This is a genomic window from Enterobacter sp. EC_50 (genome assembly GCF_019584525.1).
Classification (GTDB): Bacteria; Pseudomonadota; Gammaproteobacteria; order Enterobacterales; family Enterobacteriaceae; genus Enterobacter; species Enterobacter roggenkampii.
In genome coordinates this window covers 25,733-40,763 of record NZ_VDAF01000010.1, presented here as the reverse complement: position 1 = coordinate 40,763, position 15,031 = coordinate 25,733, and the positions used below count along the sequence as shown (strand labels likewise).

General features: G+C 57.0%; 14 protein-coding genes and 1 pseudogene. 6 read left to right on the top strand and 9 right to left on the bottom strand.

Annotated features, from left to right (window positions below):
• Positions 1-3: 3 nt before the first annotated feature.
• Both FHC48_RS10105 and FHC48_RS10100 read right to left on the bottom strand, forming a co-directional pair.
• Positions 4-1,200, bottom strand: a complete 1,197-nt coding sequence (locus FHC48_RS10105; protein WP_032651652.1) for a cell wall metabolism sensor histidine kinase WalK — start codon at positions 1,198-1,200, stop codon at positions 4-6.
• Positions 1,197-1,892 (bottom strand): response regulator, encoded by a 696-nt coding sequence (locus FHC48_RS10100; RefSeq protein WP_008500520.1) that lies wholly within the window; start codon positions 1,890-1,892, stop codon positions 1,197-1,199. Before FHC48_RS10100 ends, FHC48_RS10105 begins: the two co-directional genes overlap by 4 nt.
• Before the next feature lie 124 nt (positions 1,893-2,016).
• Between FHC48_RS10100 and FHC48_RS10095 the strand changes: the two genes are divergently transcribed.
• Positions 2,017-2,802, top strand: coding sequence for a MipA/OmpV family protein (locus FHC48_RS10095; RefSeq protein WP_023292593.1), 786 nt, complete (start codon positions 2,017-2,019; stop codon positions 2,800-2,802).
• Positions 2,803-2,839: 37 nt separating this feature from the next.
• Here FHC48_RS10095 and yajD read toward each other — a convergent pair whose 3' ends face one another.
• On the bottom strand, positions 2,840-3,187 hold the full coding sequence (gene yajD / locus FHC48_RS10090; protein WP_023617218.1) for an HNH nuclease YajD: 348 nt from the start codon (positions 3,185-3,187) through the stop codon (positions 2,840-2,842).
• Between the two features lie 178 nt (positions 3,188-3,365).
• Between yajD and FHC48_RS10085 the strand changes: the two genes are divergently transcribed.
• Entirely contained in the window at positions 3,366-4,391 is a 1,026-nt protein-coding gene (locus tag FHC48_RS10085) for an LLM class flavin-dependent oxidoreductase (RefSeq protein ID WP_032651088.1), read from the top strand.
• Positions 4,392-4,416: 25 nt separating this feature from the next.
• Complete coding sequence (locus FHC48_RS10080) at positions 4,417-5,364, top strand: zinc-dependent alcohol dehydrogenase family protein (RefSeq protein WP_059365128.1); 948 nt, start codon at positions 4,417-4,419, stop codon at positions 5,362-5,364.
• 3 nt (positions 5,365-5,367) lie between these two features.
• On the opposite strand, the gene FHC48_RS10075 is transcribed toward FHC48_RS10080, so the two are convergent.
• Positions 5,368-6,402 (bottom strand): AI-2E family transporter, encoded by a 1,035-nt coding sequence (locus FHC48_RS10075; RefSeq protein ID WP_044596713.1) that lies wholly within the window; start codon positions 6,400-6,402, stop codon positions 5,368-5,370.
• 421 nt (positions 6,403-6,823) lie between these two features.
• Here FHC48_RS10075 and mdtJ point away from each other — a divergent pair, with 421 nt between their 5' ends.
• From mdtJ to FHC48_RS10060, 3 genes and pseudogenes are all read left to right on the top strand, one after another.
• Positions 6,824-7,186 (top strand): multidrug/spermidine efflux SMR transporter subunit MdtJ, encoded by a 363-nt coding sequence (mdtJ, locus tag FHC48_RS10070; protein WP_059365130.1) that lies wholly within the window; start codon positions 6,824-6,826, stop codon positions 7,184-7,186.
• Positions 7,173-7,502 (top strand): multidrug/spermidine efflux SMR transporter subunit MdtI, encoded by a 330-nt coding sequence (gene mdtI / locus FHC48_RS10065; RefSeq protein ID WP_008502462.1) that lies wholly within the window; start codon positions 7,173-7,175, stop codon positions 7,500-7,502. The genes mdtJ and mdtI overlap by 14 nt, the downstream gene beginning before the upstream one ends.
• A gap of 84 nt (positions 7,503-7,586) precedes the next feature.
• Positions 7,587-9,748, top strand: a pseudogene (locus FHC48_RS10060) (EAL domain-containing protein).
• 1 nt (position 9,749) lies between these two features.
• Here FHC48_RS10060 and FHC48_RS10055 read toward each other — a convergent pair.
• From FHC48_RS10055 to puuE, 5 genes are all read right to left on the bottom strand, one after another.
• Complete coding sequence (locus tag FHC48_RS10055; RefSeq protein ID WP_008502460.1) at positions 9,750-10,571, bottom strand: serine protease; 822 nt, start codon at positions 10,569-10,571, stop codon at positions 9,750-9,752.
• Positions 10,572-10,851: 280 nt separating this feature from the next.
• Entirely contained in the window at positions 10,852-11,226 is a 375-nt protein-coding gene (asr, locus tag FHC48_RS10050) for an acid resistance repetitive basic protein Asr (protein ID WP_021241183.1), read from the bottom strand.
• Between the two features lie 174 nt (positions 11,227-11,400).
• Complete coding sequence (locus FHC48_RS10045; RefSeq protein WP_008502459.1) at positions 11,401-11,940, bottom strand: thioredoxin fold domain-containing protein; 540 nt, start codon at positions 11,938-11,940, stop codon at positions 11,401-11,403.
• 156 nt (positions 11,941-12,096) lie between these two features.
• On the bottom strand, positions 12,097-13,584 hold the full coding sequence (locus FHC48_RS10040) for a carboxypeptidase M32 (RefSeq protein WP_023344008.1): 1,488 nt from the start codon (positions 13,582-13,584) through the stop codon (positions 12,097-12,099).
• Between the two features lie 150 nt (positions 13,585-13,734).
• Positions 13,735-15,006 carry a 4-aminobutyrate transaminase gene (gene puuE / locus FHC48_RS10035; RefSeq protein WP_039266226.1) on the bottom strand — a complete coding sequence of 424 codons (1,272 nt, stop codon included), beginning with the start codon at positions 15,004-15,006 and terminating at the stop codon, positions 13,735-13,737.
• Positions 15,007-15,031: the final 25 nt, after the last annotated feature.

Here is a 15,031-nt window from a genome sequence, read left to right as displayed (position 1 = left end):
TTATCAAGAGGGGAGATTTTCATTATCAGACGGATGCCAGGGCAACAAAATGCGCACCGCAAGGCCGCCGGTTTCCGGTAATGACGCGCTAATCTCACCCCCATGCGCCTCGCAAATCGCCCGGGCGATGGACAAACCGAGGCCGCTGCCGCCGGAATGCCGCGCGCGGGACTGCTCCTCGCGGCTAAAGCGTTTAAACATTTCCGGCAAGAACTGGGGCGACACGCCCGGCCCGTCATCGGTGAATTCGAGGATGTAATGCCCGCTGGCGTAATGCAGCGCCACCTCAAGGTGGCCGCCTTCGCGTCCGTAGCGTAGTGCATTTTCCATGAGGATGGTAACGACCTGTCCCATACGGAACGCATCGCCCCGGAAGGGGCTGGTGTGCGGGTTACGCAGCGTTATCCTGAAATGATGCGCATCCGCCTGGGGCATGATCCAGGCAGCCCGCTCCTGAATCAGCTCATCCAGACAGAACGGCTGGTCCTCCAGCACAAGGTTACCCGCGTCTGCCAAAGAGAGAAGGTGGAGCTCGTCGGTGAGGCGGTTGAGGTGCTGGAGCTGTTTCATCACCATGCCCAGCTGCGCCGGGCTGGCATCAAACACGCCGTCTAGCATGCCCTGCAGACGCCCGATGGCGGCCGTCAGGGGCGAGCGCAGCTCGTGCGCCATCGCGACGTGCGAGGCGCGGAGCTCTTTCTCATAGCGGGCCAGTTGCCCCGTCATGGAGTTAAAGTCCGCCGCAAAGCTGACCATTTCTGCCGGTGCATCCTTGATGAGCTCTGCCTGACGGCCAAACTGCCCTTCGGCGACATCCTTTGCCGCATCGCGAAGGCGGCTGAACTGCAGCGCCAGCGGGCGGGCGTGTTTGAGCCCCATCACCACAATAAACGGGATCATCACCAGCACCAGCAGGGCCACCGTGACCCAGTCCGCTGAGGCGATGGACGGCGTGGAATAGCTCAGGCCCCACCAGGTATCCACAATCGTGTGGAAGCGGGCCGGATTGGCCTGCGGGTTCTGGCTGAGCGTAAGAAACTCCTGCCGGACTGCCGGCGGCATCCTGCCCATGATCCAGTAGTTCTGTACCGCATAGCGCAGCCACATGCAGGTGGCAATGACGATCACGCTGCCGATGGCCAGCGCCAGGATGCGCGCGCAAATCCAGCGCCACAGAGAGGCGTGCCGGTTTTTTATCATGGCTGTCTGAACCTGTAACCCACGCCGCGCACGTTGATCAGCACGCCGGAAATACCCACAGCTTCGAGTTTTTTACGCAGGTTATAAATATGGGTGTCGACAACGCGCTCCAGCGCCTCGCTTTCCGGCAAACAGTGTTCCAGTAAATACTGGCGGGAAAACGGGTGCGCAGGCGAGCGCAGCAGCGTTGCCAGAAGCGAGAATTCCGTTGGCGTAAGATCGAGCATCACAGGCGCGTCGTCGCCGTTGTCCACGCACGCCACAATGGCGGCGACATCCACCGCCAGCGTTTGCCAGCGAAGGATCTTTTCCTCTGTCTCTTTTTTACTGCTGCGCCGCAGCACCGCCTGCACCCGCGCCACCACTTCGCCCGGATGATAAGGCTTCACAACGTAATCATCGGCACCGTAACGCAGGGCGCCAATGCGATCGGGAGTATCCCCCATGGCCGTGACCATGATCACCGGCACATCGCTTTTACGACGCAGGCCCGCCAGCACCTCGGTGCCGTTAAGTCCCGGCAGCATTACATCCAGCAGGATGAGGTCGGGCTTCCACCGCTGCGCCATATCCAGGCCGGAAAGACCGTCCCCGGTAATGGTCACGTCGTAATTTTCACGCCGTAAATAGGCTTCGAGCACGCCAGCCGCGTCGGCGTCATCTTCAATAATCAGCACTCTTCTGGATAACATCCGTTCACCTTGACCATTTCTTAACACTATCCCGACGATTCATTGATTCAGCCAAATCATACTGCGCCAACATTGTGTGGCTGTTCCTGTCTCAGGAGACGCCAGCGTCTGTAAGGAGAGCAGTATGATAGCGATAAAAAAAGTCCTGTATATGTCCGTCCCGCTTCTGATGGTCGTGGCATCCGCCGCGCAGGCGGATGATGACACCGCGTCCGATTCCTTAACCGTCGGGCTGGGAGGGCAATATGCCCCGCGTTACTCAGGCTCAGACAAGCAGGTGTGGCAGGTGGTTCCTGTGCTGCAGGGACGCAAAGGCGCTTTCTTTGTTGATGCACAAAAAGGGGTGGGATATGACCTGCAAAACGACAGCGGCTGGTATTTCGAACACACGCTGGGCGACGACCCCGGAAGGGCTGATAAAAATTCTGGCTGGCGCGAGGGGGCAAACAACCTGAAAGGGATGGGGGATATTGATGCCACCCTGAATACCGGCCTTGCCGTGGGCTGGCAGGCTGCGCCATGGCTGAGCATGGAAGGCAAAGCGACGCTGCCGTTAACCGACAGTCAGGGGGCAAGCTATCAGGCCTCCGTTACGCTGATCCCGGTACAAAATAACCAGGACACGATAGCCTTTCAGTCTGCGGCCCTGTTTGGCGACAGCCGTTACCTGAATACCTGGTATGGGGTCAGCGAGCAGCAGAGCCGCCGCACCGGCTATCGCCGCTATGCTGCGCCGGGTGGATTTTACGGCGTCGACACCAGCCTGACCTGGAGCCATCAGTTCGATGCTCACTGGGGAACTGTCCTCAGCGCGGACTATACCTGGCTTGGCGACCATGCCAATCAAAGCCCGATCGTGATGCGGCGTAATGAGGGGTCTGCAACCGCCGCTATCACCTGGACATTCTAAATTCGCGGATCATGATGTGAGCGAGGGGGCGAGAGGTTTATTTCTTTTTATCCATCATCGCTTTCAAATCGGCAAACGGGTTAAACGTGGCGACGCCCACGTCTTTTTGCGCGTCTTCCCCGGCCACCACGGTGGTGCCGTACCGATCTGCTTCGGTGTATTTCGAATGCTCATGATCGTGGCAAAACAGGCACAACAGCTCCCAGTTGCTGCCATCTTCCGGGTTGTTGGTATGGTCGTGATCGATATGGTGAACCGTGAGTTCACGCAGATTGGAATAGACAAACTCGCGCGAGCAGCGTCCACACACCCATGGATAAATTTTTAATGCTTTTTCGCGATAGCCGCTTTCCAGCCGCGCGTAGTTTTTGGGGATCAAAGCCATTGCCGGTTTTACCTGCCATGAAAAGAGTGGGGAAGAGTATATCCCATAACGTTGCGTCGTGACGAACCCGTCAGTTATGTCAATTTATTTGAACCATTCCGTTAAATAAACGGCATTTATTCTTACCGGGTAATGCGTAAAGTGGACAGAACGCAACGCATTATCAGGACACAGGGTTATGAAAAAGATCGGATTTTTATCCTTTGGTCACTGGACGCCTTCACCGCAGTCCGGCACGCGTTCGGCGGCCGATACGCTGCTGCAGTCCATCGATTTAGCCGTGGCGGCTGAAGAGCTGGGGGCAGACGGCGCCTATTTCCGCGTGCACCACTTCGCCCGACAGCTTAGCTCGCCGTTCCCTCTGCTGGCCGCTATAGGGGCAAAAACAAAAACCATCGAAATTGGCACCGGCGTAATCGACATGCGCTATGAAAATCCGATGTACATGGCCGAAGATGCGGGCGCGGCGGACCTGATTTCCGGCGGTCGCCTGCAGCTGGGCATCAGCCGGGGCTCACCGGAGCAGGTTATTGATGGCTGGCGGCATTTCGGCTATGTCCCGCAGGAAGGGGAAAACGAGTCGGATATGGCGCGTCGTCATACCGAGGTGCTGCTTGAGGTGCTGCGTGGGGAAGGGTTTGCCAAACCGAACCCGCAGCCAATGTTCCCCAATCCGCCGGGGCTGCTGCGTCTGGAGCCTTATTCAGAAGGGCTGCGCGAGCGTATCTGGTGGGGCGCGGGTTCTAATGCGACGGCGGTATGGGCGGCAAAACTGGGCATGAACCTGCAAAGCTCAACGCTGAAGGACGATGAAACCGGCGAGCCGTTCCATATTCAGCAGGCAAAACAGATCCGCGCGTACCGTCAGGCCTGGAAAGAGGCAGGGCATACGCGTGAGCCGCGGGTGTCGGTCAGCCGCAGTATTTTTGCGCTGATGGACGACCGTGACCGGATGTATTTCGGTGCCAGCCGCAACGACAGCGATAGCGTGGGTTATCTTGATGAGAAAACGCGCGCCATCTTCGGGCGCAGCTATGCCGCGGAGCCGGACAAGCTGGTTGAACAGCTGAAAAAAGACGAGGCGATTGCCGAGGCGGATACGCTCTTACTGACCGTACCGAACCAGCTGGGGGTGGATTATAATGCGCACGTGATTGAGTCTATTCTCAAACATGTCGCACCGGCAATGGGCTGGCGCGAGTAGTTCCGCTATCAGCCTTGAGATCGTAATGGAAAACCTGGCCCTCTGGTATCGCCGGTTTGGCGAGCCAGACTCTGTTCTGCAACCTGAAAACGCGCCGCTGGGCGCGCTTGCGCCCGGACAGCTCCGCGTGCGGATGCTGTTTTCTCCGGTCAACGCGTCCGATCTTATCCCCATCACCGGTGCCTATCGCCACAGAACACCCTTACCGGCGGTCGCGGGGTATGAAGGTGTTGGGGTTGTCACCGGGGCGCCCGCCTCGTTTAAGCATCTGGTGGGTAAGCGCGTCCTGCCGCTGCGCGGTCAGGGCACCTGGCAGCGCTATGTGGACTGCCCGGCAGAGTATGCGATACCCGTTCCGGACGCTGTCGACTCGCGCCTGGCCGCGCGGGCCTACATCAACCCGCTGGCGGCGCAGATGATGCTGACCCGCTACCCGCCGCGCGGAAAGCGGGTCTTGCTCACGGCTGCGGGATCCGATTGCGCCATCCTGCTGGGGCAGTGGGCGCGTCAGGCGGGGGCGGAAGCGGTGTACGGCATTCACCGTTCTGCCGTGCATGCTGAACGGCTGGAGGCGATGGGCATCACGCCTGTCGCACAGCATGACGCAAACAGAATCGGCACCGTCGCCGCACGCAGCGATATCGTCTACGATGCCACCGTCGGGCCGCTTGCGGAAGCGATCCTCAGCGTGATGCCCGAGCCGGGCATGTTTGTTTGCTACGGGCTGCTGTCCGGGCAAGCCTTCACACAGCGGCGGCCTGCGCCGCGCGTGGCGTGGTTCCATATCCGAAACGGTCTGGATGCGCTCAGCGTTGAGGCGTGGCGCGCGGAGTTCGAGCGCATCTGGCTGAGGTTGCCCGGCAGTGAGTACAGCGACGTTATGGTGTACCCGCTGGCGGAGTGGCAGAGGGCGCTCAGTACTTATCGTACAGGTGGAAGGACCCGCAAGCCCCTCCTGTCGATGGCGGAATGACGGCTATTTATGACTCATATCGCTCAGCAGCACGGCGATACTTTGCCCGCCCGCCGTCTGCTCCAGACCAATCTTGACGATGATGGTGAGCGGAACGGAGAGCAGCATCCCAACGGGCCCGAGCAGCCAGCCCCAGAATATCAGGGACAAAAAGACCACCAGCGTGGAGAGCCCCAGGCCCCGGCCCATCATGCGCGGTTCCAGTATGTTACCGAACACCAGATTGATGACCAGGTATCCGGCCAGCAGGATCAGCGCGTCATAAAGCCCGCTGAAAACCAGCACCTGAAGGATAGGGGGGATCGCCGCCAGCACGGAGCCGATGTTGGGAATGTAGTTAAGCGCAAACGCCAGTAACCCCCAGACGAACGCGAAGCGGACGTCCAGCGCCAGAAGCATCACCCAGACGACAACGCCCGTCACCAGGCTAATGGCGGTTTTCAGCACCAGATAGCGGGAGACGCTGTCCAGCGCGCGTTGGATCGCCCCCATTCCTTCAACCGGACGGACCATGATCTGCTGCAGCTTTGCCGGCAGCTGGGGCACCTCCAGCAGCATAAACACCACCGTTAAAAACAGCAGGAAAATGGAGGTCATGGCGTTGGAAAGCTGCGTCAGCAGGCTGGTGACGATCGTCATCGCCGCATTGGGGTCGATATATTTCAGGAGTTCCTCAACCGAGATTTCGATCCCCGCGCGCTGCAGCCAGGGCTCCAGCTGCAGCAGGGGGATCGCCAGCGAAGAGCGATATTTCGGCAGCGTTCGCGCCAGTTCATTGAGCGAGGTGCCCAGATAAGCGACCAGCAGCACCATCGCCACAATTATGATGCTGATAAGCAGCGTGATGGCCAGCACGCGCGGGACGCGCAGCCGCGTCATGCGCTGCACCAGCGGGTTGAGGATCACCGCAATAAACAGGGCCAGAATAAAGGGCACAATAATGTCGGCGGCAAAGCGCACGCCTGTCAATATGATCACCAGCATGCCCAGCATGATGACAATTTTTAACCCGTTCAGGGTAATGATGGGTTTAGCCATGGTGACTCCGCAATTTTCGTTATTTTTATAATAAAGGCGAAAGGCCTTGCAATAAACTAACCAAAATCAAACGGGGTGGGTAAAGAATTGCAAAGACTTTGAGTAAAATCCTGGCTTATGGTACAAATTCGGTGTGTTTAACTACCGAGGACAATTTTCATCCGCAAAGACGAGAAGCAACAACGCGGATAATTGTAATTTTATGGACAATATGTTCAGGACGTACTCTTCAAACAATACTGCTGTATACTCCACCTCTTTCTGCCTGCTTTCTGGTGAGCAACACTGGCGCACCGCACTCTAGTCATTTCTTCTGCCTGAGCTGGCGCTAAGCGCTTAGCTGACTGATTTCAATTCGTATTTTTGGGTTTGCTGCACGCAGCGGGCCACGATGGATTATATTCTCAAGCAGGAGAAAAACATGTTTTACTGGATTTTATTAGCACTGGCTATTATTGCTGAAATTACCGGCACGCTGTCGATGAAGTGGGCAAGCGTCAGCGATGGCAATACTGGTTTTATTTTGATGCTGGTGATGATTTCGCTTTCTTATATTTTCCTCTCATTTGCGGTGAAAAAAATTGCGCTGGGCATCGCGTATGCCCTGTGGGAAGGGATCGGTATTTTGTTGATTACGCTGTTCAGCGTGCTGATATTTGACGAAACATTAACAACAATGAAGATCGCCGGATTAACGACGCTGGTCGCGGGTATTGTGCTGATTAAATCAGGTACCCGTAAGCCGTCTAAAGTGCAGAAGGAGCAGAACCATGCAACAGTTTGAGTGGGTTCATGCGGCCTGGCTGGGGTTTGCCATCGTGCTGGAAATTCTGGCGAACGTTCTGCTGAAATTCTCCGATGGTTTTCGCCGTAAGCTCTACGGCCTGATGTCGATTGCCGCGGTTCTGGGCGCGTTCAGCGCGCTGTCCCAGGCGGTAAAAGGGATTGACCTGTCGGTGGCCTATGCGCTGTGGGGCGGTTTTGGTATCGCCGCCACGCTGGCCGCAGGCTGGGTGCTCTTCGGTCAGCGTTTAAATAACAAGGGCTGGATGGGACTCATCTTGCTGCTTGCCGGTATGATTATGATAAAACTCGCCTGACGCTCATAAAGCCATCCTTTACAGGCAGCGAAATTCGCTGCCTGTATTACGCTTAGAAAAGCAAAACCCTGAAGAGGATGGCGGATGTATCGCACATTAAGCTGGCGCAATATTCCCACCGCGAGAACGTTGTTTGCCATGGTCTTTATGGCGGGCATCGGCTTAATCATCTCCGTCGTCGCACTCCTCTATCTTTCCCTGCATCTTATCAGCACCAAAACCAATGAAATTGATGAACACCGCGCGGCGCTTTCCGTGCAGGGGGCCATTCAGACATCGGTCAACCGCGTCTCCTCGCTGGTGCTGGATAACGCCGTCTGGGACGATGCGGTGCGGGAGGCCTACCGTCCCACGCTCGATACCAACTGGTTGTATAACACCTGGGGCGCCGGCTTTAAAATCAACAACCTCTATGATGGCACCTTCGTGCTTGATGAGCATTTCAACGTCATCTGGGGATCGTTTCAAAGTCAGCCATTTCAGGAGACGAATCTCGATTTTTTCGGTAAGGGGCTGAAGGCGCTTATTGCTCAGCACGCGCGCGCCTTATCAGGCGATAAAAATATCTATGCCGGGATCAGCAAAACGCGAAGCGGCGTCGCCTTTGTGGGCATTGGGCTGATTCGCCCGATGGTCGGAAGATTACAGGTTACCGACGGAACGCGCCGCTATCTGGTAATCACCCGTCATCTGAACGCCAGAATTTTATCCGACCTGGGGTCGACCTTTCAGATCGATAACCTGCACTTTACGCCGGATAAAATTAACGAGCTGAGTATGCCGCTGCGCAGTTCGGCAGGGGAGCTGCTGGGCTATCTTACTGGCAGGCACGGCTTCCGGGAGCGCAGGCCGCCCGGGCGGCATCCTCTGATATCACCCAGATTGTCGTGCTGGCATCGGCCCTGATCCTGCTCTTTATTCTGGTGAGCAGCGTGGGGCTGTACAAGCTTGCGCGAGGAGAAAGCCAGGCACGTCTGGTGGCCAGAACGGACTGGCTAAGCCATCTGCCGAACCGGCGAGCGCTCATCGAGGCGCTGGATCGGGTGAGCTTACGCGGAGATATCGACGTCAAAAGCGTGGTGTTTATCGATCTGGATGGCTTTAAAGACGTGAATGACATCTACGGCCACAGCGTGGGTGACGATCTCATCGTGGCGATTGCGAAAACGCTGAGTGAACGCGTGCCGCCGGGGGGAATGCTGGCGCGTATGGGCGGGGATGAGTTTGCCATGACAATCGGCGGTGATAAGGCAGAGACACAGGCCACCGCTTTTGCCGTGTCGGTGCTGGATTCTCTCTCCACCCCGATTCAGCTGGGGGAACGCACCATCCATATCGGGGCCAGTATCGGGATCGCCAGCGGAACCCTGATTGAATGCACCAGCTCCGAGCTGTTTCGTCGCGCCGATATTGCCATGTACCATGCCAAAATGAGCGGGAAAGGGCGTATCACCCACTACGACGCCGAGCTGAACAGCGCCCGTGAGCGCAAGCTGGCGATTGAAAATCAGATCCGTAACGGTCTGGAGCGCGATGAGTTTGAGGTCTGGTATCAGCCGATTATTGACGCCCGCAGCCAGAAAATGAGCAGCGTCGAAGCGTTAGTCCGCTGGCCGCGTCGCCCGGAAGGGCCGCTGGGCCCGGATACCTTCATCGCCATCGCGGAGACCAGCGGTCTGATTTACAAACTGGGCCAGTTTGTGTTGCAGCGCGCCTGTCAGGATCTCCAGCCGTACGGTGACTTAACGCTTTCCGTTAATATTTCTCCCGCACAATTCCGCGATCCCGCCTTCGAAGACAAAGTGGCCAGCGTGCTGGAGACCACCCATTTCCCTGCCAACCGACTGCAGCTGGAGGTCACGGAGTCCTATGTGCTGGAAAACCCGGAGCGTGCCCGCATGGCGATAGCCAATCTTAAAGCGCTGGGCACCGCGGTGGCGCTGGACGACTTTGGCACCGGCTATTCCAGCATTGGCTATTTGCGGCGTTTTAACTTCGACACCATCAAGATTGATAAATCGCTGGCCGGGCTGGTGGACCACGATGAACAGGCGGCCGCGCTGGTGAGCGGCACGGTGCGGATCGCCAACGCGCTGGGGATGGCGGTGGTCGCCGAAGGGGTCGAAACCGAAAGACAAATGAAACTGCTGCGGCTGGCTGGCTGCGATCAACTGCAGGGTTTCTGGTTCAGCCAGCCGATGCCGATTGAGTCAATCAGGGCATTACATCAGGTCAGACGATGCTGATTTACTGCTGCGCCAGCGCTTCCAGCTTGTCGCGAAAGCCGGTCACGGACAAGGCCCGGTTATCGGCCCGCCAGCGATCTTTCGCCGCCGGTGCAGAGCTCTGCACGCCAATCAACTGCCAGCCGTTATCTGTTTTCAGCATCAGCGGTGAACCACTGTCGCCCGGCAACGTATCACACTGGTGCGAGAGTACGCTGGTTTGCGCCCAGCCCGTGACAATACAGTCGGTGTGGGTGTAAAGGGTATCCAGATGGTCGACAGGATAGCCGGACTGCGTCACCTTCCGGTCGGCGGCTTTCAGCGCGGCGGTGAGTGCGTCTTTATCGCCGTCAAATAACGGCAGCGGCGTAATGCCGGAAGGGGGATAGCGTAAAACGATCAGGCCAAAGTCCCATGAGGCGGCCGCCGGTGGCACGATCCAGCCGTCACCATCCGGTTTCAGCCGTTTGCCGAGAGACGGATCGACCCGGCCTTCAATGCCGTGGATTTCATAGCGCCAGGTGCCTTTTTGCGACACAAACCGCAAGGCCACCGCTTTATCCGGCTTGCCGTTTGGCGGCGTTAACAGACAGTGACCTGCCGTCAGGGCAAGCTGAGGGGTAATCAGCGTCGCAGTACATAAGTTACCGCTGGCGGTTTCCAGTTGACCTATAGCATCCCAGGGCGCCTGGGTGGGATCGGCGACGCGCGTACGGTCGTCATGATTGAAAAAAAGCGTCTTTAGCTCTTTCGCGCTAATGGTGTCATCACCGCCATCATCCGCATGTGAGAATCCAGAAAAAAGACCAAACGTTCCCAGTAACAACACAACAGATTTACGCATATCTCACTCTGGTGGGGGTAATTATGATTATTAAAAGTGAACCCTATGAAAATACTATAGACGGGACAGCGCTAAAGTGGGAGTAAAATCAGCGTGCTACATTCAGGAAAGATAAAAATGGCTGGCGATGAGCGCGCATAAAATAAGCAGGATCAGAATCAGCTCAAACCGATAGCGCCGCAGCATACGCCCTCCGGATAAAAAAAAACGGCGCGGAACCTGTTCCGGTTCAGCGCCGGTTTACCAACGTGCCCCGAAGGGCACGGTTTAGCTTGTACTCTTACGCAGCTGGCTGTGCAGCTGGTTTAGCAGCTTCGTGTTTTACTGCTTTTTTGTGATGCTTTTTAGCAGCCTGGGCTTTCTGCTCTACAGCCGGTTTGGTCGCTTTTTTGTGGTGCTTTTTAGCAGCCTGGGCTTTCTGCTCTGCAGCTGGTTTGGTCGCTTTTTTGTGGTGCTTTTTAGCGGCCTGGGCTTTTTGCTCTGCAGCCGGTTTAGCGGCTTTATGATGTTTCTTGTGATGGACAGTTTTTGCTGGCGCCGCGGTGGTCGTTGCAGCAGGTGCCGCAGCAGCCGGTGCAGCAGTGGTTTCAGCAGCGAACGCAGCAGAAGACAGACCCATAGCAGCGGCAACAACCAGAGCTAATACTTTTTTCATGTTCATACCCTCGAATTTGGTTTTTCATTTAACCCCACTGCGGGGCCGTTGAAATAACTATATCCCTGTAAATTCGGGGTTTCCGTGAGTGATTGGTATCGGCGTGTAACGGAATGTACAGAGGGGAGAAAAGTGTACGAACAGACCAAACGCCGCTGCTCGTACAGGTCTCTGTTATCTTTTCAGTGTGGCCAGAATAGCCGCCGGAGACTGACTGCCTATAATCGACCGTGATTCAGGCTCAATAACCACCATTACCGGGGTGACGCTAATGCCCAAACGTTCTGCCAGTGCAGATTGCCGCGCGATCAGATCGGAGCACGCTGTCGTGGTGTCGTTATTCGGTAAAAATCCCGCCATCGCTTGTTGCAGGCTTTTGACCTTATCGGCTGAACACCAGACGCGCCCCATATCTTCAATTACCGAGTCGCGAATGGCGCTGGGCGCAACGGTCAGAAACGACATCGTCAAACCGGCATCCGTATATTGCTTAACGTTTTTCACTACATTGCTGCAGTAAATGCACTGATTATCAATAAACACCAGCAGCTTATATTTTTCAGCGGGAGCCTGAAACGTGATGGGCTGGAGGTCTGCAAGAGAGCGGGTAATATCGTTGAACGCGTCTTGCGGGGTATTATCCGTGGCTGCGAAAGTACTTAAACTGGTCGCACACAGAATCGCTAACACCGTTTTCATTATGCCTTTCATCATTGATCCCTTTATTTTTTTAATCCTGGCCTGATAGCAGTCTAATTGTGTCGGAAGGACACGCATTCATACACCCGGCGCAATCATGGCAATATGTGCTAAATCATATTCTTATTGAAAAGGGTGAGAAGAGTGCCGGAGCAGGCTCCGGCAGAGGGATTAAAGATAACGGGAGGTCAGATGCTCGCGGAAGTAACGGATATTCAGATCTTCACCCGTCGCCTGGGTGATTAACTGCGACGTGCTGAAGCGACTGCCGTGCTGCCAGATGTTCTGACGCAGCCACTCAAAGAGTGCGGAAAAATCGCCCTCAGCGATGGAGGCCTGCAGACCCGGAAGCGCCGTTTTCGCGGCGTGGAACAGCTGTGCGGCATACATGGCCCCCAGCGTATACGACGGGAAGTAGCCAAAACCGCCGTCGGTCCAGTGGATATCCTGCATACAGCCGTTGCGGTAGTTGTCTTTGGTGGATAACCCGAGCCAGGCCTGCATTTTCTCGTCCCACAGGGCAGGGATATCGTCCACTTCGATCTCGCCGTTGATCAGCGCGCGCTCAATCTCATAGCGCAGCACCACGTGTGCCGGGTAGCTCACTTCGTCCGCATCGACGCGGATATAGCCCGGCTTCACGCGCTGGTTCCAGGCAATAAAATTCTCTTCGCTGAACGCCGCCTGGCTGCCAAAGCGGGCGTGCACCGCAGGGAGAAGATGCTTGAGGAAGGCTTCACTGCGTCCCAGCTGCATCTCAAAGAACAGGCTCTGGGATTCGTGGATCGCGGTTGAGCGGGCGAGGGCAATCGGCTGTCCTGCCCATGCGCGCGGCAGGTTTTGTTCGTAGCGCGCGTGTCCGGTTTCGTGGATCACGCCAAACAGCGCGCTGAGCAGTTCATCCTCGTCGTAGCGCGTGGTGATGCGTACGTCTTCCGGCACGCCGCCGCAGAACGGGTGCGCACTCACGTCGAGGCGACCGCCGTTAAAATCGAAGCCGAGCATTTTCATGGCTTCCAGGCCCAGTTCGCGCTGTGTTGCGGTCGGGAATGGGCCCTGAGGAGGAACAAACGAACGTTGCGCCTGCTTTTCCACGACGTTTGCCAGCAGGTCCGGCAGCCAGGATTTCATATCGCCGAACAGAACGTCCAGACGGGCGCTGGTCATGTCGGGCTCAAAAATATCCAGCAGCGCGTCGTACGGTGTGCAGCCTTTGGCTTCCGCCCGCAGGCGTGCCTCTTCACGGCTGAGTTTGACCACCTCTTTCAGGTTGGCGGAAAAGCCCTGCCAGTCGTTGGCGGGACGCTGCGTGCGCCAGGCGTGCTCGCACCTGCTGCCCGCCAGGGATTTGGCTTCCACCAGCGATTCCGGCAGCAGGGTTGCCTGCTGGTAGTGGCGCGTCATTTCGCGCAGGTTGGCCTGTTCGACGTCATTCAGATCTTCTCCTGCTGCCGCCGCTAACAGGTCGCCGACTTTTTTATCGGTCAGGATCTGGTGCTGCAGGACGCTCATCTCCGCCAGCGCCTCGCCGCGCGCGGCGCTGCCGCCGGGCGGCATCATGGTGAACATGTCCCAGCTGGCGATGGAGGTAAGGTGCGAGAAGCGGGAGAGACGCTGGAAGGTTTTCACAAGTGACTGATAGGCTGATGTTTTTTGCAATTCTTATTTCCTCATGCCGGGGATGTGTTTCAGGGAGCATACAATGAAACAGACCCAATTCCCCAACATTTCCCACATGGAGGAAATCTGTGCCGATCTCCTCTGTTGAAACCGTCCCCGGCATTCCGGAAGACGGTTTTCGGTAGGCACTCAGGACTTATCGCGCATAACCTGTTGCAGGATCGCCAGCGCCTGGTTGAACTGGGCATCCGGAATGGTCAGCGGATAAAGGAAGCGGATCACGTTGCCGTACTGGCCGCAGATCAATAACAGCAGGCCCTGGGCGAGCGCCTTTTGCTGGATCGCCTGCGCGATGGCGGCCGACGGTTCACGGCTCTCGGGGTCAAAAAACTCCGCCGCAATCATCGATCCTCTTCCCCTTATCGCCACGAGCGCAGGGAAGGTGCCCTGAATCTCCTCCAGCGTGGCTTTCAGCCGATCGCCCAGCTCACGGGCGCGCGCGCACAGCGACTCGTTGTCGATAATCTTCAGCACCGCGTGCGCGGCGGCCACCGCAAGCGGGTTGCCTGCATAGGTGCCCCCCAGGCCGCCGGGAGCTGGCGCGTCCATGATTTCGGCGCGGCCCACCACGCCGGACAGCGGCATTCCGCCTGCCAGGCTTTTAGCCATCGTCATCAGGTCGGGTTTGTCCGCGTAGTGTTCCATCGCAAACAGCTTACCCGTTCGGGCGAAGCCGCTCTGCACTTCGTCGGCAATCATCACGATCCCGTGTTCATCACAGATACGGCGGATGGCGGCCACCAGTTCTGGCGGGGCGACGTTGAATCCGCCTTCACCCTGAATGGGTTCAAAAATAATCGCCGCCACCTGTTTCGCCTCAATATCTGCTTTGAACAGGCGTTCTATCGCCGTGATGGCATCCTGCGTCGTGATGCCGTGCAGCTCGGAGGGATACGGCACGTGGTAAACCGACCCCGGGAAGGGGCCAAATCCCAGCTTATAAGGCGCGACCTTGCCGGTTAAGGCCATGGTCATATAGGTTCGGCCGTGAAAGCCTCCCCCGAAGGCAATCACACCCGGTCTGCCGGTGTGAGCCCGGGCGATTTTAATGGCATTTTCCACCGCTTCCGCGCCCGTTGTGAAGAACGCCGTTTTGGCCGGGCTTTGCACCGGGGCCAGCTCGTTAAGTTTTTCGGCCAATGAAACGTAGCTTTCATACGGCACAATCTGGTAGGCCGTGTGGGTGAACTGGTGAAGCTGTTTTTCCACTGCGGCCACCAGTTCAGGATGACGATGGCCGGTATTCAGTACCGCGATCCCGGCGGCGAAATCAATATAGTCGTTGCCTTCCACGTCGGTGAGCGTGGCATTCTCCGCCGAGCGGGCAAAGAAATTACACATTACGCCAACGCCGCGCGGGGTGGCAGAAAGTCTGCGCTGATGAAATTCCTGGTTACTCATGTCAGATACCCTTTTGTCGAAACGA